This is a genomic window from Prochlorococcus marinus str. MIT 9211, assembly GCF_000018585.1.
In the GTDB taxonomy this organism is placed as follows: Bacteria; Cyanobacteriota; Cyanobacteriia; order PCC-6307; family Cyanobiaceae; genus Prochlorococcus_D; species Prochlorococcus_D marinus_B.
The window spans coordinates 1,572,193-1,592,880 of the sequence record NC_009976.1 but is presented as its reverse complement, the minus strand read 5'-3'; the positions used below and the strand labels follow the sequence as shown (position 1 = coordinate 1,592,880).

At 38.6% G+C, this 20,688-nt stretch carries 21 protein-coding genes; 14 read left to right on the top strand and 7 right to left on the bottom strand.

Features of this window, described 5'->3' with window-relative positions; all coding sequences use genetic code 11:
• The first annotated feature begins 30 nt into the window (after positions 1 to 30).
• The gene (gene secA, locus P9211_RS08595) at positions 31 to 2,868 is read left to right on the top strand and encodes a preprotein translocase subunit SecA (RefSeq protein ID WP_012196318.1); all 2,838 of its coding nucleotides are present in this window, start codon (positions 31 to 33) and stop codon (positions 2,866 to 2,868) included.
• A 7-nt stretch (positions 2,869 to 2,875) separates the two neighbouring features.
• Here secA and cysE read toward each other — a convergent pair whose 3' ends face one another.
• From cysE to miaA, 4 genes are all read right to left on the bottom strand, one after another.
• Entirely contained in the window at positions 2,876 to 3,625 is a 750-nt protein-coding gene (gene cysE, locus P9211_RS08590) for a serine O-acetyltransferase (protein WP_012196317.1), read from the bottom strand.
• Between the two features lie 21 nt (positions 3,626 to 3,646).
• Positions 3,647 to 4,633 (bottom strand): GntR family transcriptional regulator, encoded by a 987-nt coding sequence (locus P9211_RS08585; RefSeq protein ID WP_012196316.1) that lies wholly within the window; start codon positions 4,631 to 4,633, stop codon positions 3,647 to 3,649.
• A gap of 163 nt (positions 4,634 to 4,796) precedes the next feature.
• Entirely contained in the window at positions 4,797 to 5,405 is a 609-nt protein-coding gene (infC, locus tag P9211_RS08580) for a translation initiation factor IF-3 (protein ID WP_012196314.1), read from the bottom strand.
• A gap of 63 nt (positions 5,406 to 5,468) precedes the next feature.
• Positions 5,469 to 6,368: a tRNA (adenosine(37)-N6)-dimethylallyltransferase MiaA gene (miaA, locus tag P9211_RS08575; RefSeq protein WP_012196313.1), complete on the bottom strand. Its 900-nt coding sequence runs from the start codon at positions 6,366 to 6,368 to the stop codon at positions 5,469 to 5,471.
• Positions 6,369 to 6,479: 111 nt separating this feature from the next.
• On the opposite strand from miaA, the gene gyrB reads away from it, so the two are divergent.
• The 6 genes from gyrB to P9211_RS08545 all read left to right on the top strand — a co-directional run bounded on the left by gyrB (position 6,480) and on the right by P9211_RS08545 (position 12,081).
• Positions 6,480 to 8,456: a DNA topoisomerase (ATP-hydrolyzing) subunit B gene (gene gyrB, locus P9211_RS08570; RefSeq protein WP_012196312.1), complete on the top strand. Its 1,977-nt coding sequence runs from the start codon at positions 6,480 to 6,482 to the stop codon at positions 8,454 to 8,456.
• A gap of 8 nt (positions 8,457 to 8,464) precedes the next feature.
• The gene (locus tag P9211_RS08565) at positions 8,465 to 8,794 is read left to right on the top strand and encodes an SH3 domain-containing protein (protein ID WP_041391261.1); all 330 of its coding nucleotides are present in this window, start codon (positions 8,465 to 8,467) and stop codon (positions 8,792 to 8,794) included.
• Positions 8,787 to 9,179 carry a fluoride efflux transporter FluC gene (locus P9211_RS08560; RefSeq protein WP_012196310.1) on the top strand — a complete coding sequence of 131 codons (393 nt, stop codon included), beginning with the start codon at positions 8,787 to 8,789 and terminating at the stop codon, positions 9,177 to 9,179. Before P9211_RS08565 ends, P9211_RS08560 begins: the two co-directional genes overlap by 8 nt.
• Entirely contained in the window at positions 9,172 to 9,534 is a 363-nt protein-coding gene (locus P9211_RS08555) for a fluoride efflux transporter FluC (RefSeq protein ID WP_012196309.1), read from the top strand. The genes P9211_RS08560 and P9211_RS08555 overlap by 8 nt, the downstream gene beginning before the upstream one ends.
• Positions 9,535 to 9,569: 35 nt before the next feature.
• The gene (gene mgtE / locus P9211_RS08550) at positions 9,570 to 10,985 is read left to right on the top strand and encodes a magnesium transporter (RefSeq protein ID WP_012196308.1); all 1,416 of its coding nucleotides are present in this window, start codon (positions 9,570 to 9,572) and stop codon (positions 10,983 to 10,985) included.
• 88 nt (positions 10,986 to 11,073) lie between these two features.
• Positions 11,074 to 12,081 carry an RpoD/SigA family RNA polymerase sigma factor gene (locus P9211_RS08545; protein WP_012196307.1) on the top strand — a complete coding sequence of 336 codons (1,008 nt, stop codon included), beginning with the start codon at positions 11,074 to 11,076 and terminating at the stop codon, positions 12,079 to 12,081.
• On the opposite strand, the gene P9211_RS08540 is transcribed toward P9211_RS08545, so the two are convergent.
• Entirely contained in the window at positions 12,066 to 12,977 is a 912-nt protein-coding gene (locus tag P9211_RS08540) for an alpha/beta fold hydrolase (protein ID WP_012196306.1), read from the bottom strand. The genes P9211_RS08545 and P9211_RS08540 overlap by 16 nt on opposite strands.
• On the opposite strand from P9211_RS08540, the gene mutT reads away from it, so the two are divergent.
• The gene (gene mutT / locus P9211_RS08535) at positions 12,957 to 14,156 is read left to right on the top strand and encodes an 8-oxo-dGTP diphosphatase MutT (protein ID WP_012196305.1); all 1,200 of its coding nucleotides are present in this window, start codon (positions 12,957 to 12,959) and stop codon (positions 14,154 to 14,156) included. The two genes, P9211_RS08540 and mutT, sit on opposite strands and share 21 nt — an antisense overlap.
• A 49-nt stretch (positions 14,157 to 14,205) precedes the next feature.
• Entirely contained in the window at positions 14,206 to 15,222 is a 1,017-nt protein-coding gene (locus P9211_RS08530; protein ID WP_012196304.1) for a carbohydrate kinase family protein, read from the top strand.
• Here P9211_RS08530 and tsaE read toward each other — a convergent pair.
• Positions 15,177 to 15,689, bottom strand: coding sequence for a tRNA (adenosine(37)-N6)-threonylcarbamoyltransferase complex ATPase subunit type 1 TsaE (gene tsaE, locus P9211_RS08525; protein WP_012196303.1), 513 nt, complete (start codon positions 15,687 to 15,689; stop codon positions 15,177 to 15,179). The genes P9211_RS08530 and tsaE overlap by 46 nt on opposite strands.
• A gap of 21 nt (positions 15,690 to 15,710) precedes the next feature.
• Between tsaE and ahcY the strand changes: the two genes are divergently transcribed.
• Together ahcY and P9211_RS08515 are read left to right on the top strand one after the other, a co-directional pair.
• Positions 15,711 to 17,141, top strand: a complete 1,431-nt coding sequence (ahcY, locus tag P9211_RS08520; RefSeq protein ID WP_012196302.1) for an adenosylhomocysteinase — start codon at positions 15,711 to 15,713, stop codon at positions 17,139 to 17,141.
• A 22-nt stretch (positions 17,142 to 17,163) separates the two neighbouring features.
• The gene (locus P9211_RS08515) at positions 17,164 to 17,826 is read left to right on the top strand and encodes a DedA family protein (RefSeq protein ID WP_012196301.1); all 663 of its coding nucleotides are present in this window, start codon (positions 17,164 to 17,166) and stop codon (positions 17,824 to 17,826) included.
• Between the two features lie 3 nt (positions 17,827 to 17,829).
• On the opposite strand, the gene P9211_RS08510 is transcribed toward P9211_RS08515, so the two are convergent.
• Positions 17,830 to 18,213, bottom strand: coding sequence for a single-stranded DNA-binding protein (locus tag P9211_RS08510; protein WP_012196300.1), 384 nt, complete (start codon positions 18,211 to 18,213; stop codon positions 17,830 to 17,832).
• Between the two features lie 126 nt (positions 18,214 to 18,339).
• On the opposite strand from P9211_RS08510, the gene P9211_RS08505 reads away from it, so the two are divergent.
• The 3 genes from P9211_RS08505 to mreD are packed head-to-tail and all read left to right on the top strand — an operon-like array spanning position 18,340 to position 20,646.
• Positions 18,340 to 19,392 (top strand): rod shape-determining protein, encoded by a 1,053-nt coding sequence (locus P9211_RS08505; protein WP_041391641.1) that lies wholly within the window; start codon positions 18,340 to 18,342, stop codon positions 19,390 to 19,392.
• Positions 19,393 to 19,396: 4 nt separating this feature from the next.
• Complete coding sequence (gene mreC / locus P9211_RS08500; protein ID WP_012196298.1) at positions 19,397 to 20,140, top strand: rod shape-determining protein MreC; 744 nt, start codon at positions 19,397 to 19,399, stop codon at positions 20,138 to 20,140.
• Positions 20,140 to 20,646, top strand: coding sequence for a rod shape-determining protein MreD (mreD, locus tag P9211_RS08495; RefSeq protein WP_012196297.1), 507 nt, complete (start codon positions 20,140 to 20,142; stop codon positions 20,644 to 20,646). Before mreC ends, mreD begins: the two co-directional genes overlap by 1 nt.
• Positions 20,647 to 20,688 lie beyond the last annotated feature (42 nt).

Below are 20,688 nucleotides of genomic sequence, written 5' to 3'. Positions count from 1 at the left end.
GAATGAGTATTTATTCGACCTGCTGAAACCATGCTCAAGCTTTTGCTGGGTGACCCCAATGCTCGAAAGCTGAAGCGCTATCTACCTATTGTAAGCGATATCAATCTTTTAGAAGAGGAGATTTCTCCTTTAACAGATGATGAGCTTCGTGCTAAAACTGCTGATTTTAGAGAGCGATTAGCAAAAGTTTCTGGATTGGAAAAACAACGGGAGCTGTTGGATGAGATTCTTCCAGAAGTTTTTTCTGTAGTAAGAGAAGCGAGCAAGAGAGTCTTAGGGATGCGGCATTTTGATGTCCAATTGATTGGAGGGATGGTTTTGCATGAGGGACAAATTGCTGAGATGAAAACAGGAGAGGGAAAAACTTTGGTAGCAACTTTGCCTAGTTTTTTAAATGCTCTTACTGGAAGAGGAGTACACGTTGTTACTGTTAATGACTACTTGGCTCGTCGAGATGCAGAGTGGATGGGACAAGTTCATAGATTCCTTGGCTTATCTGTAGGTTTAATTCAACAGGATATGACTCCTCTAGAAAGGCGCAAAAATTATGAATGTGATATTACATATGCAACTAATTCTGAGCTTGGTTTTGATTACTTAAGAGATAACATGGCTAGTGATATGAGTGAAATTGTTCAAAGAAAATTTCAATTTTGTATCATTGACGAGGTGGATTCTATATTGATTGATGAGGCAAGAACACCTTTAATTATTTCTGGCCAAATTGAGCGTCCACAAGAAAAATATCAAAAAGCTGCAGAAGTAGTCGCTTCTCTTATTAGAGCTGCAGAGATGGGTAAAGATGGAATCGATCCAGAAGGTGATTATGAGGTTGATGAGAAGCAAAGGACTTGCACTTTGACAGATGAAGGGTTTGCTAGATCTGAAGAATTGTTGAAAGTTAATGATTTATATGACCCTAAAGATCCATGGGCTCATTACATCACCAATGCTTTAAAAGCTAAAGAGTTATTTGTTAAAGATGTTAATTATATTGTTAGAAATGGTGAAGCAGTCATTGTTGATGAGTTTACTGGTAGAGTTATGCCTGGTCGAAGATGGAGTGATGGACAACATCAAGCAATAGAGGCTAAAGAGAAATTAAATATTCAGTCTGAGACACAAACTCTTGCTTCAATTACTTATCAAAACTTTTTCTTATTATATCCGCGTTTAGCGGGAATGACAGGTACTGCTAAGACTGAAGAAGTTGAATTTGAAAAAACATATCAACTTGAGACAACTGTAATACCAACAAATCGACCTCGGTCTAGAAACGATTGGGTTGATCAAGTATATAAAACCGAAGCAGGTAAATGGAGAGCTGTTGCTAATGAAACAGCGGAGGTTCATAAGAAAGGTCGACCTGTATTAGTAGGTACTACCAGTGTTGAGAAAAGTGAGCTACTTAGTTCTTTGTTGGCAGAAGAGCAGATACCACATAATTTATTAAATGCGAAGCCTGAAAATGTAGAACGTGAGGCAGAAATTGTTGCTCAGGCAGGAAGAGCAGGCGCAGTAACTATTGCAACCAATATGGCAGGGAGAGGGACAGACATAATTCTTGGTGGTAATAGTGATTACATGGCAAGACTTAAATTAAGAGAAGTTCTTTTGCCTAAGCTTGTTAAACCTGAAGATGGACATAAGCCACCTGTTCCTTTACAACGACGCAGCGAATCATCTGGCTTTGGGGAAGACAAAGATGTTACTACTGATAACAGTAAGCCTCTTAGTGCCTCTAGTGCACTTGGCACATTATATCCATGTGTTCTTACTGAAGATACGGAAAAAGTCCTTATAGATTTGGAGCGTAAATTAGTTGCTGATTGGGGAGATAGAGCATTAACTGCAATTGAGCTAGAGGATCGAATTTCTACCGCTGCAGAAAAAGCTCCGACTAATGATGCATCAATTCAATTAATGAGAGATGCAATTTCATTAGTGAAGTCTGAGTATGATGTTGTTGTTCAGAAAGAAGAAGTGCAAGTTCGTGAAGCTGGAGGACTTCATGTTATTGGTACTGAGCGTCATGAATCGCGCCGAGTAGATAATCAATTGCGAGGCAGAGCTGGCAGGCAAGGTGATCTTGGAAGTACAAGGTTCTTTTTGTCTTTAGGTGATAATTTGCTGCGTATTTTTGGTGGAGATAGAGTTGCTTCTTTGATGAATGCTTTTAAAGTTGATGAAGATATGCCTATTGAATCTGGCATGCTTACTAGGTCTTTAGAAAGTGCTCAAAAGAAGGTTGAGACTTATTATTATGATATAAGGAAACAAGTTTTTGAGTATGATGAAGTAATGAATAATCAACGTCGAGCTGTTTATTCAGAGCGTAGACGAGTTTTAGATGGGTTTGGGCTAAAGAAACAAGTGATTGGTTATGGTGAAAAGACTATGGAAGAAATTGTATATGCTTATGTCAATCCAGATTTGCCTTCTGAAGAATGGGATCTAGCTCAGTTAGTTAGTAAAGTAAAAGAGTTCGTTTATTTATTAAATGATTTAAAACCTGATCAGCTAGAAGGTTTAGATATTGATGAGTTGAAAGCATTTTTACAAGAACAATTACGTAATGCTTATGATCTTAAAGAAGCTCAGATTGAAGAACAAAAACCTGGCTTAATGAAAGAGGCTGAAAGATTCTTCATTCTTCAGCAAATAGATACTTTATGGCGTGAACATTTGCAGGCGATGGATGCTTTGAGGGAATCAGTAGGTCTTAGAGGATATGGTCAAAAAGATCCTTTAATAGAATATAAGAATGAGGGGTATGACATGTTCCTAGAAATGATGACAAATATGCGTAGGAATGTTATTTACTCTATGTTTATGTTTCAACCTGCACCTGAATCCGATAAGGAATAAAACAGTATTATTGATCATCGTTAACTTCATCTCCTAGGAATTCAATAATTTCTCGGTCTTTTAGATTTTGGGCTTCTCCAGGTAAAACTGCATTAGGTGAACTCCCTTGATTGAAATCTTTCAAAGAATTACTCATGCTACTTACTTGACCTTCCAGGTAATCAATACGTTCCATAAGATTTCTAATTACTGTTGCTTCAGTATCTGGTAGCGCTGAGTGAGCCAGAGGATTAATTCGTACACCACTTTGATGCACAACCCTTCCAGGGATTCCCACAACTGTGCTATTAGCTTCAACATCTCTTACTACAACTGATCCTGCCCCAATCCTTGTGTTTGTACCAACTGTTATAGCCCCTAGTACTTTCGCTCCAGCTCCAATTACTACATTTTCTGCCAAGGTTGGATGTCTCTTGCCTTCATCTTTGCCAGTGCCTCCAAGTGTCACACCTTGGTAGAGAAGACATCTATTTCCTATTTCTGTGGTTTCACCAATAACTACTCCCATTCCATGGTCAATAAAAACGCCTTTCCCTATTTTTGCTCCTGGATGAATTTCAATTCCAGTTAAGGACCTAGTAATTTGGCTAAGTAGGCGAGGGAATAATGGCATGCCAAACTTCCAAAGCCTATGACTGATTCTGTGCAATACGAGAGCTTGGAAACCCGGATAACAGAGAATGATTTCAAGCAATCCTCTTGCTGCAGGATCTCTCTCTTTTATAATGGCTATGTCTGATTGAATGGCTTTAAGCATTTGCTCAAAGAATAAGGGGGGTTATTTAATAAGGCCTATCTCTTTGCGAAGTTGCTCTATCGTTGATTCACTTAAATAGTTTTTTGCGCAGTGAACTTGAGGCATTCTCATTAACTGTGATCTATTTTGTCTTAGTGTATGTTCTATTAGAGGGAGGCTAGGGCTATCACATAAGACGTAATTAGCAGCTCTCAGCAAGGCAAGTAATCGGCTACCTACATCAGGATTTGCAGTCATTAGTAATAATTCATTTCCTCTCATGCTGTGCAAAATTACCTCTGCTGCTCGGAGGATTCCAGGGCTAATACTTACAATTCCAACACAGCTGCCAGATCGCAATTCTTTAAGCATTGATAGTTCATTGCGGAAGTCACTTAGGTCTACTGCTATTGCTCGTACTCCATGCTGTTTGGCTAATTCTTCTAGAGGTTGGATAAAATAGCGACTTGTCACAACTGTTCCATTATTGGAGCTTTCTAAAACATCTTCTAATTCCTCCATAGGCACTACTTCAATAGGAACATTTAAATTTGGCTCTAATTCCTCAGCTATTAACATTGAAGCACCTATATCTTCTCTGGGAGTACTGACTAAAACCCTTGCTCCACACCTTAATCTCCAATCTATTTCCTGAACAAATAGTTCTCTTGTTTGTTGTAAGGTGCATCCAGCATTAAGCAGTCCATCTACAGATTTTCTTACTTCTTGATCAATGTCAGTAACCCCTTTGTTTCTGTAACTTGAGGCACTTTTAACTTCACGTTGTTTTTGCTGATCACGAACATAGATCCCAGAACCTGCAATCGCTTCTACAACACCATCAGTTTCTAATTGCCTATATACCTTGCTAATTGTGTTTCTATGCAATCCGGTTTGCATTGCCAGCTGACGTGTGCTTGGCAACCTATGCCCAGGCGGGTAGTGCCGAGCTGCTATTGCAAAGCAAATCTGATTATAAAGTTGGCTTGATGCAGGGATATCACTCTCCTGCTGGATATGGAATCTCACGCCTTTATGCAAGGGCTGAATGTGACCACAATAATTAATTAAGGCACAAGTGACAATTATTTCTTTGTCCTAAGCTCGTGTGACGGTGAAAACTTAATCAATCTGTAATCAGATTGATTAAATCATTCATGTCATAAAGCATTGTTATCAGGCAGATATTTGGTTATGAAATTGTTCGTTCAGCTTTTGCAGAAGTTGTTACTTCTTTTTCATTTTTTATTAAAGGTGTCTTTCGTGGAGTTAAGAACATGATCATATTTCTCCCTTCTCGTTTAGGTGTTTGTTGAACTTCTGCTTGTTCTTCAAGGTCTTTTGCCATTCTTGCAAGGAGTGACTCCGCAAGATTCGTATGCTGAATTTCTCTCCCTCTAAAAATCACGGTGCATTTAACTTTATCGCCTGCTTTAAGGAATCGAGTGGCTTGATTTATGCGCACCTCATAGTCATGCTGGTCAATTTTGTAGCGCATTTTTACTTCTTTTACTTCGGTTTGATGAGATTTTTTCTTTGCTTCCTTAGCTTTTTTTTCTTGTTCAAATTTAAATTTGCCGTAGTTCATAATTCGGCAAACAGGGGGATTGGCTTTTTCGCTAACCAGAACTAGATCAAGCTCTCTTTCTTGGGCGACTTCTAAGGCTGCCTCTCGATTTATAACTCCTAGCTGGGTCCCATCTGCATCAACTACCCTTAGCTGGGGATATTTGATACGGTCATTTATGTTGGGAAGCTCGCGGACGGGAGCACGACGGTCAAAACGGGGACGAGGAGGCATTCAGTGTGATGAAGGATTAGAGCAGAGTAAAAATAAGGAAGCCCAAATTTATATCTACTTAGTTCACCTTATAACGTTATGGATCAAAGAGAGAGCTTCACTAAGTGGGTTTTTCTCATTTAACCATTTTGGATTGTGTTGACCCCTAAACCAAGTTTTTTGTCTTTTTGCAAATTGCTTAGTTCTTTTATTTGTTTGAAATATGGCGTCATTTAAGGGAAGCTTGCCATCAATCATTTGAGATGCCTCTGCATATCCAATAGTGTTTAGCAAGGGCAATTCCTTTCCAAATTTTCCAATGAGGTGTTCAGTTTCTTCAATAAGACCGTTTTGAAAAATGTTTTCTGTTCTTTGTGCAATGCGATCATTGAGATTACTTGGATTAAGTCCTAGCTCTAATAACCTCCAGGGAGGTGGTTTGGAAGATTGAAGGGAAGTTTTAGATTGACCAGTTGCATAAAAAACTTCTAGTGCTCTTGTTGTTCTGACTGAGTCTGATGGAGCAATGGTTTTCGCGCTCAGTGGGTCGCAGCTTTGGAGAAGTTGATAACACTGCTCTTGACCAATGTCATGTAATTGTTTCCTAAAACTTGATTCGGGAGGAATGGATGGAGGGCATAGACCGCTAGTTAAGGCTTTGAGATACAGACCACTTCCACCAACAAGTAATCCAACGTTTGTTTTATTTAATGCATTATCCAAGCTGACTCTTGCTGTTTTATGGAAATCATGCATTGTCATTTTTTCATTAGGCGGCTTTAAATCAATCAAGAAATGTCTTATACGTTTTTGCTGTTCTTGGGATGGTTTTGCGGTCCCGATGTCCATATCCATATAAACCTGACGAGAATCAACATTATGTATCTCGAGTCCCAGATGCTCAGCTATTTCTATCCCTAGTGCAGTTTTCCCGCTAGCAGTAGGTCCAAGGAGAACAATTATGAGTGGTTTTGATGACGACATAAATTGTTTAGAGCCTTTTGCCTTCGCCAGTGGTAAATTTAGTTTGCCAGGTATAGGTTTCTGGTAGATGCGGTTTTTAAGAACAACCTTCCCTGGGAATTGTGTATTCGAATGAGTGAAGATTCCAAGGTTAATAAAGTCCAGGCCGACTATGGGGCTGAACAGATTCAAGTTCTGGAGGGATTGGAACCTGTTCGTAAAAGACCAGGCATGTATATCGGCTCAACAGGGCCTAGAGGGTTACATCATCTTGTATATGAAGTAGTAGATAACTCTGTCGATGAAGCATTGGCAGGGCATTGTGATGAGATAGTGGTTGTTCTTTGTAATGATGGCTCAGCTTCTATTACGGATAATGGACGAGGTATTCCTACTGATATTCACCCAAGAACAGGTAAAAGTGCTTTAGAGACTGTCCTTACTGTTCTCCACGCAGGAGGCAAATTTGGCAGTGGAGGCTACAAAGTCTCTGGTGGATTGCACGGAGTTGGTGTTTCCGTTGTTAATGCTCTTAGTGAATGGGTGGAAGTTACTGTTAGAAGACAAAATCAGACTCATGTTCAACGTTTTGAAAGAGGAGTTCCGGTAGGCGGTTTAACTTCAAAAGACCAGCCCTCATCTCAGAAAGGAGTTACTGGCACAACAGTTTGTTTTAAGCCCGATAATCAAATCTTTACAAGTGGTATTGAATTTGAGTATGCAACACTCTCTTCAAGACTTAGGGAACTTGCGTATCTCAATGGAGGAGTGCGTATTGTATTTCGTGATGAACGAAAAACTTCTTTAACTACTGAAGGAGATCCATATGAAGAGATTTACTTTTACCAAGGTGGCATTAAAGAATATGTTTCATATATAAATTCAGAAAAAGATGCTTTGCATCCTGAGATAATTTATGTCAATTCAGAAAAAGATGGAGTTCAAGTTGAGGCTGCTTTGCAATGGTGTGTAGATGCTTATTCAGATAGTATTCTTGGATTTGCTAATAATATCCGGACTGTAGATGGTGGAACTCATATAGAGGGTTTAAAGACTGTATTAACTAGAACTCTCAATTCCTTTGCCCGTAAGCGAGGGAAACGTAAAGATGGAGATAACAATCTGGCTGGAGAAAATATCCGAGAAGGGTTAACCGTTGTTTTATCTGTGAAAGTGCCAGAGCCCGAATTTGAAGGACAAACTAAAACGAAATTAGGCAATACAGAAGTACGTGGAATTGTCGATAGCCTGGTAGGTGAATCATTAAGCCAATATCTAGAATTTAATCCTTCTGTAATTGATTTGATTTTAGAGAAAGCAATACAGGCTTTTAATGCTGCTGAAGCTGCTAGACGTGCAAGAGAACTGGTAAGGCGTAAGAGTGTTTTAGAGAGTTCTACTCTTCCTGGGAAGCTTGCAGATTGCAGCTCTAGAGATCCATCAGAATCAGAGATTTATATTGTTGAGGGTGATTCAGCGGGAGGTTCTGCCAAGCAAGGCAGAGATAGGAAATTCCAGGCAATTCTTCCTTTAAGAGGGAAGATTTTAAATATAGAAAAAACAGATGATTCCAAGATTTATAAAAATACTGAAATTCAATCATTAATTACAGCATTAGGTCTTGGAATAAAAGGTGAAGAATTTTCATCCAAGAATCTTAGATATCACCGTGTTGTAATTATGACTGATGCTGATGTAGATGGTGCTCATATTCGTACACTTTTATTGACATTCTTCTATCGCTATCAAAAAGAATTAGTTGAAGGTGGATATATTTACATTGCCTGTCCACCTTTATACAAAGTGGAAAGAGGTAAGAAACACAAGTATTGCTATAACGAATCTGATTTAAAGAAAACTATTGATGGATTTGGAGAAAAGGCTAATTACACAATACAAAGATTTAAGGGTCTAGGTGAAATGATGCCAAAGCAGTTGTGGGAAACAACAATGGATCCATCTACAAGAATGATGAAAAAAGTAGAGATTGAAGATGCCCTAGAGGCGGATAGGATTTTTACTATTCTCATGGGCGATAAGGTTGCTCCAAGACGACAATTTATAGAGACTCATAGTGTTGAACTTGATTTGGCATCCTTAGACATTTGATTTTGAATATGAAGTTTATTCTTAAATGTTATTGGCTGTTATTAATTCTTGGAATCTTTGCTCCCATTGATTTGCCTGTAGGCGGAACAGTAAGAAATAATTCTGACTTATTTCAATTCGAATCATCCGACAGATATTTTGCTGGTGATAATTGTTATTTGAGGGCTTCACCTTCTTTAGATTCACCTGAAATAAGATCTATTGCATTAGGAACTCCCTTAAGAATTTTAAGAAGTTGGCAAAGTGAGGATAAGAAAAATTGGATCCAGGTTGAAATATCTTCTTTTAAACTTCTTAGCTCATCTTCGCAATTAAATCGTGGATGGCTGAATGTTTGATTTATCAACTATAGCTATTGATCTTTTTTTAGTTGCTTTAGGCTCTATATTAGGGGCATTCCTTAGATTCGAAATTCTTAATACATTCAATTACAAGAAAATTTCTAAACATTGGTTAATATTTACAATTAATATTATATCTTGTTTTTTATTGGGATTGCTCGTTGCATTAGATAAAAGATTGACAACTTTAGTTTATTCTCAATTATTGTTATTCATTGGGGTAGGATTTTTAGGAAGTTTTAGCACATTTTCATCATTTATTTGGGAAGTATTTGATCATTGGAAAAACGATGATAAGAGCCAGAGCTTATTAATTATAGCTAGTTCAATTTTAGGTGGTTTTGTATTTTTATTGTTTGGTTACCATTTAGGGAATGGTTGAAAATAAGTTAGTCGCTTTTGAGCGTTTCTTTTTTGTGGGATCGGGAGCAGTGCCAGGTGCCTTAATAAGATGGCTACTTAACAACGATCTGGCTGTAAATCTTTTAGGAACTCTTGTGTTTGGAATAGTTATGGGATTAAGAGTTAGGTTTCGCTTTCAATTAATTTTTTGTATTGGATTCTGTGGAGCGTGTACTACTTTTAGTGGCTGGGTGATGGAAACTGTGGAATTAGTTAATGATGGTATGTGGTTGCAGGGAATTTCTTTAATAATGATCACAATCATTTTTGGGATAATAGCTTTATTTGCTGGTTTTTTCATTGGAAGAAGAATTAAAGAATCAATCTCCCCCTAATAGACATAAAATGTTTTTGCCCTGTTTGTGCGCCGATGAATGAGGCAACTGGGGCACCTTTTGAAGCTCCTGCTCTTTTGAAAGGACAGCATCTCGCTGATGAGGTGGCTGATCAGCTTGAGTCAATGTTGTCCGCTGGCAATTATGACGGTGTTAAGTCTTTGCTTGAACCCGTTCAGCCAGTAGATATTGCTGAGGCGATTGGTCGCTTGCCATTAATCTTGCAGGCACTTGCTTTTAGATTATTAGCCAAAAATGAAGCTATAGAGGTTTATGAGTATTTAGATCCAGGTGTTCAACAAAGCCTTCTGGATCGATTGCGATCTGGCGAAGTTCTTGAAATAGTTGAGCAAATGTCGCCAGATGACAGGGTTCGCCTTTTTGACGAGTTGCCTGCCAAGGTTGTGAGAAGGTTATTGGCTGAATTAAGCCCAGAAGAGAGGCGGGTAACGGCTCAAATGCTTGGTTATCAGGCAGAAACCGCTGGCAGGTTAATGACCAATGAATGCATAGATCTTAAGGAATTTCATAGTGCTGCACAGGCGCTAACAATTGTTAGACGCCAGGCTCCTTTTACTGAAACCATTTATAGCCTCTATGTCACAGATAGAGAGAGACATTTGACTGGGATACTTTCTTTACGAGATTTAGTGACTGCAGATCCAGAAGCTTTGATCGGCGATGTCATGACTAAAGATGTAGTGAATGTCCGAACTGATACTGATCAGGAAGAAGTTGCAAGAGCAATTCAGAGATATGACTTTTTGGCTTTACCAGTTGTAGATAGTGAGAAGCGTTTGGTTGGAATCGTTACTGTTGATGATGTCATTGACGTTATTGAGCAGGAAGCTACTAGAGATCTATATGCAGCAGGTGCTGTTCAAGCTGGTGATGAGGATGATTATTTTCAAAGTAATTTGTTTGTTGTTGCAAGGCGGCGAGTTGTTTGGCTTTTTGTTTTAGTGCTTGCAAACGGTTTGACTACAAAAGTGATTGCAATGAATGATGAGGTTTTGAAGCAAGTTGTTTTGCTGGCTGCCTTCATCCCTTTGTTAATAGGGACTGGTGGCAATGTTGGTGCTCAGAGCTCTACAGTTGTGATTAGAGGATTAAGTACCCAACGAATTCAGAATTTGGGTCTGTTGAGAGCAGTCATTAGAGAGGCTATAGCCGGGGCTTTGTTAGGCCTATTGATGCTTTGTTTTGTTGTTCCTTTTGCTTGGTGGCAGGGTCAAGGTCCTTTGGTTGGGGCTGCAGTAGGAATTAGTCTTCTTGCAATAACTACATTAGCTGCCACTGCAGGTGCAGCATTGCCTTTGCTTTTTGATCGCATGGGACTAGACCCTGCTTTAATGTCGGCACCTTTTATTACGACCGCAACTGATGTAGCAGGAGTCTTCATTTATTTGCGAACAGCTTCATGGCTTCTGCATCATATAAACACCCTTTAACTTGGATAGGTATTTTTACTTAATATCTGATCAATATTAGGGACTTTACAGTTCTTAATGTTAAGCTTCACAAAACTCAACAGTTAACATGGCTGTTCAAGCGGAAATTACTTCATCAAGAAAAATCATCCCAGTAACACTGGAAAAATCTACATCTGATAATGATCTAATTCGTTCCTATTTAAGGGATATAGGACGTGTTCCGCTCTTGTCCAATGATCAGGAAATCACTCTTGGCCGTCATGTTCAAGAGCTCATGGCTTTAGAGAATCTTGAGAAGGACTGGCAAAGTACTCATGGTCAGAAGCCCAATCTTGACGAGTTGGCAAGTGCTGCAGGATTGACAGTTGGAGCTTTGAAAAAAAAGTTTCGCTTAGGTGAGCGGGCGAAAGAAAGAATGGTTGCAGCTAATTTGCGTTTGGTAGTTAGTATTGCCAAGAAATATACAAAAAGGAATATGGAACTCTTGGATTTAATCCAAGAAGGGACAATTGGTTTGGTGAGAGGAGTAGAGAAGTTTGATCCTGCCCGTGGCTATAAATTTTCAACTTATGCTTATTGGTGGATTAGACAAGGAATTACAAGAGCTATAGCTGAAAAAAGTAGGGCTATTCGTTTGCCTATTCATATTACTGAGATGCTTAATAAGTTGAAGAAAGGACAGAGAGACTTAAGTCAACAATTATCAAGGACACCTTCTGTTGCAGAACTTGCAGAATATATAGATGTATCTGAGGAAGAAGTCAAAGATTTGATGCTTAAGGCCAGTCAGCCAGTCAGTTTAGAGATGAAAGTAGGTGATAAAGATGACACTGTTTTATTAGATTTGTTATCTACTGATAATGATTCGCCACAACAGCAGATTGAGTTGGATTGCATGAAAGGTGATTTGGAAATCCTCTTGGAAAAATTGCCTGAGTTGCAATACAGGGTGTTAAGGATGAGATATGGCATAGATGGTGAGGAACCGATGAGCCTTACAGGTATTGGTAGGGTTCTTGGTATAAGTAGAGATCGAGTAAGAAACCTTGAGCGTTCTGGGTTAAGAGGTTTAAGAAGCAAAGGAGAGGCCGTTGAAGCTTATGTCGCATCTTGAATAATCTTTAACAAACGATTGTTTACTTTTTCAGGACATTCGTCATGAGGACAATGTCCAGCTCCATTAATAACTTCTAAAGATCGCACACAATTTATGGATGAAGCCCAGTATCTTGCTTCGTCTATTGCTTCCCATGGATCACTTTCTCCCCAAATTAAATCAACAGGTAAATCAAGATTTTCCATTAGCTCTGTAGCAAGATAATCATTGAAGATATTTACAAAACCATGGAAAGCTTCTGAAGCCCCTTCTCTTTGAGTTGGCGAATGAATCATGTTTATTAGCTCTGTATCTATATTTGCCCCACTTGGATAAGCTTTTTCGAGAACCTTTCTAATAAATTTTGGATTTGCAGCATTTTTAAAGAGATTTTTGCTTAGCCATCGCTTTCTAATGAGTGCTTTTAATAATGGTCGGATATGTCGCATAAATTTCGGTTGTTCATATAGCCTTTTATCGTCCATTGTTCTTTGGGCACAATTAATTAATATCACCCCTTTACAAGAAGATTTCATAATTTGAGCTGCTCGAAGTGCGATAACGCCTCCAATAGAATTACCAATTAAAATTACTGGTTTTTTAATAACAGATTGCGAAAATTCTGCTATTTGATGACTCCAATTATCAAAGTTATAAGAAAAATCGTTTTGCGAACTTAAGTCACCGTCTAGTTTTGCACGAGGTTGACTACTGGAACCAAAACCAATTAAATCAATTGAATAGCAAGGAGATTGTTCTCCAAGGATTTTTTGGTTTTGTCGCCAATGCTCTTTAGAAGCACCAAAACCATGAACTAATAATGTTGCAAAGTTTTTTTCAATTTTAGATCCTTCTACTTTCCACGAGACATTTAAGTCATTCCACTCCCAAATATGGCTGTTGGCTTTAGTCAAAATGATTTAGCAAATGGGGTTTTGGAAAATCCTCAGAAGATAGACGCTCTTAGGTCAACTCTTCTTCAATGGTTTAAATCAAATGGACGTCATTATATCCCTTGGAAATTAACTAAGGATGGAACTTTACCAAACGAGAATCAATATCTTGCTGTATATCCAATTTTGGTTGCTGAAGTAATGCTGCAACAGACTCAGTTGAAAGTTGTTTTACCATATTGGGAAAAGTGGATGTTAGCTCTGCCAACTCTTGTTGATTTGGCAAAGGCTGAAGAGGATAAAGTCCTTTTACTTTGGCAAGGACTTGGTTATTACTCCAGAGCAAGAAGATTACATGTTACTTCTAGGATTCTTTTGAATTTAATTGGCATACCTAACTCTTTAAATCCAGCTAATTGGCCTAAGGATTTAGAAAGCTGGATGAATTTACCTGGCATAGGGCGTAATACGGCTGGCAGTATCATTTCTTCAGCATTTAACCTCCCTAGCCCTTTACTAGATGGGAATGTTAAACGGGTTTTAACTAGATTAATTGGTAGTACTAAAACTCCAAACAAAGATTTGGCAAGGCTTTGGAAATTGAGTGATTTGTTACTAGATAAAAATCTTCCTAGAACATTTAATCAAGCTTTAATGGATCTAGGTGCGACAATTTGTACCAAGTACAATCCTATTTGTACCAATTGCCCATGGCAAAATTATTGTTCTGCTTATAATTCAGGAAATCCTGAAAATCTACCAGTAAAAGGTCAAAAATTGATTCTTTCAAAAGCTGTTATAGGCGTTGGCTTGATTCTTAATAAAAATCAGGATGTTTTGATTGATCAGAGACTTGATGAAGGAAGTATGGGAGGAATGTGGGAATTTCCCGGAGGTAAAAAGGAAAAAGATGAATCAATAGAAATGACTATTGCAAGAGAACTACGCGAAGAATTAGGCGTTGAGGTAAAGGTAGGGAAAAAGCTTATTGAATTTGATCATTCCTATACCCATAAGAAATTACATTTTATAGTTCATTTGTGTGAATTAATTTCTGGGAAACCAAAACCTTTATCAAGCCAGGAAGTCCGATGGGTAAAATTAAGTGATCTTCAAAATTATCCGTTTCCTAAAGCTAACTCATATATGATTTCTGCTCTTAAAGAATATTTTCTTATATCCAAGACAAAGATGAAGTAATCGCTTTTAATGATTTAAATAGAGCAGAACTTAAAAGTTATCTTTTTCGATGAACTCACCAAAAGTTATTTGTGTAGGAGAGGCATTAGTAGATCGGTTAGGGCCTTGCGGTGGCGATCCTGCGGTAGATAAACCAGTTCAAGATTGTTTAGGTGGTGCCCCAGCAAATGTTGCATGCGGCTTGGCAAGATTAGGAATAGATGCGGCGTTCATTGGTTGTTTAGGTGATGATTCGATTGGCGCTGAATTTCGCCGCTTATTCATGTCTAGGGACGTCAATATTGCTGGTTTACAGATTCACCCTGAGCTTCCAAGTCGCGTAGTACTGGTTCGAAGAGATTTATCTGGTGAAAGAACTTTTGAAGGTTTCGAGGGTGATCATCGTAAGGGTTATGCAGACCAGCATTTGGGATTAACTCAGTTGAAAGAAACCTTGCCTGCGCTTTTTCAGGAGGCAAGTTGGTTGCTTCTTGGAACAATCTTATTGGCTTCGAAGAGTTCTAAAGAAGCAGTTCTATGGATGGTCGATCAAGCTAAAAAATATTCATTATCTATTGCCATTGATATTAATTGGAGGCCAACTTTTTGGGATCCCAATTCATCGCCGGATAGTCCACCAAGTAGAGAAATCAAGTTGGCCATTCATGATCTTTTAAAACATGCGGATTTACTAAAGCTTGCCAAAGAAGAAGCAGTTTGGTTTTTCAACAGCCATACTCCGACAGAAATTTCCAATTCCTTACCAAAAAAGCCCAGTGTAATTATTACCGATGGATCTAGACCAATTAATTGGGTGTTAGGAGAATCTGTTGGCCATATGAAAACGAGTGTTCCGAGAAAGGTTGTTGATACAACTGGGGCAGGCGACTCCTTTACCGCTGGAATTATTTCTCAATTATTGCAAACTCCATTGTCTCAGGGTGACTTGCTAAATCCTAAAGAGATTGTCAGGTTCGCTGCTGCATGCGGAGCATTGGTATGTGAAGGAGCAGGTGCTATTGAACCACAACCTATTTATGGTCAGGTTAAAGAGTTTTTGTCTTTGGATGTAGGAGAAAAAAGTTGAATTAATCTTCTCTCGTTAGATGAATATTTTAAATTTGCGCACCAAGCATCATTGAAAGTTCTACCTAACCGACATGGCCATTCAATAACCATAAGTGCTTTAAGCGATTTTGCTTCTTCTTCTTCTTGAATAAATAACTCATAAGCAGCATTTATATCTTCTAGTCTATAGAGATCTAAATGTACAAGTGCTCTTTTACCTGTGAGATAGTGCTGAGATAGAGCAAATGTTGGACTTGTAATAGGTTCAATAATTCCAAGATCTTTTGCGATTCCTTTAACCAAAGATGTTTTGCCAGACCCCAAAGTGCCCTTAAGCAAAAGTAAATTCGAATCTTCTAGCACCTGATTTAACCTTTTGCCAAATTCAATAGTTGCTGCAAGGTCAGTAAGAACCCACCCTGATTGGGTAGATTGCCAGAATATTGATTCAGGAACTTCGATTTTTTTGAAGATGTTCCTTTCCAAGTTTTTATTTAATTCCTAACCATGCTTGCAGCATCTGCTTCAACTCAACAATTACACAATCACATTGAATATGAAATTGCTGATATTGAGCTTGCTGAGTTTGGACGAAAAGAGCTTGCCATAGCTGAGAAGGAAATGCCTGGATTAATGGCCCTTCGCGAGAAATATCACAAAGAAAAACCTCTAAAAGGCGCTCGCATAGCTGGAAGTTTGCATATGACCATTCAAACTGCAGTATTGATTGAGACTTTGGTTGCTTTGGGTGCTCAAGTTCGCTGGGCCTCCTGCAATATTTTTTCTACTCAAGATCATGCAGCAGCGGCGATAGCAAGTTCTGGTATTCCTGTATTTGCAAAGAAAGGGGAAACTCTAGATGAATATTGGGCCTATACACATCGCATACTTGAATGGGGGGATCAGGAAACTCCAAATATGATTTTGGATGATGGAGGAGATGCAACAGGCTTGGTCATTCTTGGCAGTAAAGCCGAACAAGACTTGTCTGTTCTTGAAAGGCCTAATAATGAAGAAGAAATCGCTTTATATAGTTCTATTCGTAACAAATTATCTGATGACCCCTCCTTTTATTCTCGAATTAAGTCATCTATTCAAGGAGTAACCGAAGAAACAACTACAGGTGTAGCGCGTTTATATCAAATGCAAGCCAATGGATCTTTGCCTTTCCCAGCTATTAATGTCAACGACTCTGTTACCAAGAGCAAATTCGATAATCTTTATGGATGTAGAGAATCTTTGGTTGATGGAATCAAAAGAGCCACTGATGTAATGGTCGCGGGAAAAATTGCACTCGTGATTGGTTATGGGGATGTTGGTAAAGGATCTGCTCAATCTTTGCGAGGTTTGGGTGCAACAGTAATGATTGCGGAAATAGATCCTATTTGCGCATTACAAGCTTCAATGGAAGGATATCGAGTGGTTAGATTGAATGATGTTGTTCAAAATGTAGATATTTTTGTTACAGCAACGGGTAACTTTAATGTAATTACTCATGACCATCTTATTCGAATGAAAGATGAAGCTATTGTTTGCAATATTGGTCATTTTGATAATGAAATTGACGTTGCTTCGTTGAAACCTTATCAATGGGAAAATATCAAACCCCAAGTTGACCACATAACTCTTCCCAGCGGCAATAAGATTATTCTTTTAGCCGAAGGCAGGTTAGTAAATTTGGGATGTGCTACTGGCCACCCTAGTTTTGTAATGAGTAACTCTTTTACAAACCAAGTTTTAGCACAGATTGAATTATTTACTCAAGGAAGTAATTACGATAATCAAGTTTATATTTTACCTAAGCATCTTGATGAATTAGTAGCTCGCCTCCACTTAGATAAGATAGGAGCAAATTTAACTGAGCTTACTGAAGAACAAGCAGCATATATTAATGTTCCTATAAAAGGTCCATATAAATCTGAACAATATCGTTATTAGCTATTCTTACTTCTTCAGATAAATGGACTTTGCAGATCTTGCTTCCTCACTAATTAATATTATTGGAAATGCAGTAGAGGCAAATCAGTGGGTTGGGTACATTGCAATTTTATTGGCAATGTTTCTAGAAAATTTATTTCCTCCTATTCCTTCTGAATTAATTATGCCTCTGGGGGGATTTTATGTTTATCAAGGTCAATTAAACTTTATACCTGTTGTACTTGCAGGCCTTATCGGAACTGTTTTAGGAGCTTTCCCTTGGTATGGGATTGGGCGCTTAATAAATGAAGAAAGATTGGAGGTTTGGTTAGAAAAATATGGCAAATGGATAGGTATTAGCCCTCAAGAACTCTCTAGAAGCCGAGTTTGGTTCGCAAGGTATGGAACATCATTAGTATTTTGGGGGAGATTAGTGCCTGGGATAAGAACTTTAATTTCTGTTCCTGCAGGGGTTGAGTTAATGCCTATTGCTCCTTTTATTCTTTGGACATCTGCAGGAAGTCTTATTTGGACTATCTTCTTAACAGTTGCAGGAATATTGTTAGGAGAAAGCTATAGCAGGGTAGAAGTTTGGTTAGAACCTTTTTCTAAAATAATAAAGATATTAATTATTTTTGCTTTATCAACAGGATTTTTATGGCTCATTATTCGTACTTTTTCGAAGCGAAATCAAAAAGTTGATTAATACTTAGAAAGGAATATCTTCTTCTGTGGATCTTGCCATCGGAGGCTCATTATTCGAAAATCCACCTTCCTCTTTCCTGCCACCTAAGAGCTCTAATCTATCTACTCTGACAACAGGTTTAAATCTATCCTCACCTGTATTCTTGTCTTTCCATTGATCAAGTTTGAAACTGCCAGTAATTCCTATTAAAGATCCTTTCTTAACATAGTCAGCTGCAACTTGAGCTTGCTTCCCCCATATTTCAAGATTGAACCAATCCGGCTCATCCTGCTTGCTACGTCGATTTACAGCAATAGTCAGGTTCGCCACAATTGAACCGGATTCGAAATAACGAACTTCAGGGTCTCTGCCAGCTCTTCCAACTAGGCTTATTGAGTTGACACTCATTGTTTTAGGTTTTTCAATGCAGCAATTGTAATGGGCCTCTATTAAATGTGGTCCAGCGTCTGTATCGAGAACGTTGTATATCGGTGCCAAGCCCTTATGATTCGAATTCTTATTGAATTTAAATCAGTGTTTTTTAGACGTTTGAGGCTTTCTAGGGATATTGGTATTGATTTGGGTACCGCAAATACCTTGATCTATGTTCAAGGGAAAGGAATAGTTCTTGAAGAACCTTCTGTTGTGGCTATGGATTTAGAAGAAGGCGAGCCTTTAGCTGTTGGAGATGATGCGAAATTGATGCTTGGTCGAACTCCAGGAAATATTCGAGCAGTGAGACCTTTAAGAGATGGGGTCATTGCGGACTTTGATGCAGCTGAGCAAATGCTCAAAACTTTTATACAAAAGTGCAATGAAGGAAGAGGAATTATTGCCCCACGTTTAGTTGTTGGGATACCTAGTGGAGTTACTAGCGTCGAGAGGCGAGCAGTTCGCGAGGCAGGTTTAGCAGGAGCTAGAGAAGTACATTTAATTGATGAACCAGTTGCTGCTGCTATAGGTGCTGATTTGCCAGTGACAGAGCCCATTGGAACAATGATTGTTGATATTGGCGGTGGCACTACAGAAGTTGCTGTTTTGAGTCTTGGCGGAACAGTATTAAGTGAGTCTGTTCGCGTGGCTGGAGATGAGATTAATGAATCGATAGCAACTTATCTAAAGAAAGTTCATAACTTAGTCGTTGGTGAGAGGACCTCCGAAGAAATTAAAATTCGCATTGGTTCAGCTTTCCCTAATAATGAATTTGATTTTCAATCGATGGATGTAAGGGGCTTACATCTACTTTCAGGATTACCAAGATCTATTAATTTGAATGCGGGTGATCTCCGTGAAGCGATGTCAGAACCTCTGAATAAAATTGTTGATGCTGTTAAACGTGTTTTAGAGAGAACTCCACCAGAGCTAGCTGCAGATATTGTGGATCGAGGCATTATGCTCGCTGGAGGTGGGGCATTGGTAAGAGGAATTAGTGACTTGGTAAGTCATGAAACAGGCATTTTTACTCATGTTGCAGAAGAGCCTTTACTCTGTGTAGTTAATGGTTGTGGAAAAGTTTTAGATAACTTCAAGAGATTAAAGCGCGTAGTCGATACTCCAGAATTCGCTAGAAATGCTGTGAGGGACTAACTATATGGGTCTTTCCCGACGAACTGGTGCTTTTCGTTGGTGGAACACAAAGGGACCTTGGTTATGGTGTTCTATTGCAATTGTTTTTTTTATTATTCGTTTATCGAAAGGCTTCTTTCTAATAGATTTTTATGCTTTTTTGACTAGGCCTTTTTGGCCAGGCATGGCCCAAAAAGAATGGATTACAAATAGTGTGAAGTTAGATAATCAAATTCGATTGCATTTGCTTGAACAAGATAATCAGCGACTTCGTAATTTACTGGATTTAAAAAATTCATCTAATAAAAATCATATTTCGGCTGCAGTTATCTCTAGAAAACCTAGCGGTTTTTGGCAGCAGTTGGATTTAAATAAAGGGCAAAATGATCAAGTTAAGACTGGAGATGCAGTTATTGGCCCTGGAGGCCTTCTGGGCATAATTGAGACGACCACACCAATGACTTCTAGAGTCCGGTTGTTAACAGCTCCTGGCAGTCAAATTGGTGTTTGGATTGAGAGAACTAAGGTTCATGGGGTGTTGGTAGGAAATGGTAATAATCGCCCTCAATTGAATTTTCTTGATAGACGAACTGAATCAAAAATTGGAGATGTAGTAACTACTTCACCTGCAAGTACTTTGCTGCCTCCAAATCTGCCTATAGGAGTTATTCAGTTTAAAAATGATGAGAATTTACCTGCACCTTTTGCATTTGTTCAACTATTAGCTGTCCCAGAAGCAATTGATTGGGTGCAGGTTATTCGTAACTAATGAAAAAGCTGTCCAAAAGATCTCTTTATTTGCTAATTGGTTTCGCAGTCCCTTTCTTAAACCTTTTAAATCCTGCATGGATCTCCATCAAAGGGGTGGGACCTAGTTGGGCAGTCTTATGGCTACTACCTTGGGCACTTGAGGAAGGATCCTGGCATGGAATGTTCGCTGGATTTTGTATAGGTATGCTCGTTGATGCCACTCATTTGGAAGGAGCTTCACAAATACCTGCTTTAATTATTTTGGGTTTCTGGTGGGGACGTTTAGGTAGGCAAAGTCAACTTATAGAATCTAGTTTCAACTTAGGCTTGCTTGCTTGGATTGGAGCTTTCTTGATTGGATTGACGATATGGGTTCAGAAAATTTATTTGCTTGAAAATAAGACCATTTCATTTTTTCATGCATTTTCTCTTCATTCTTTGCTTGCTGAAACCATTATCACTGCTTTACTCGCACCAATAATTTGCTCATTATTACTTTTGTATTTCTTTAGATACAAAACATAGAAACCTCTTTATTAGCAGGCTAATTATTCATATTAACTATAT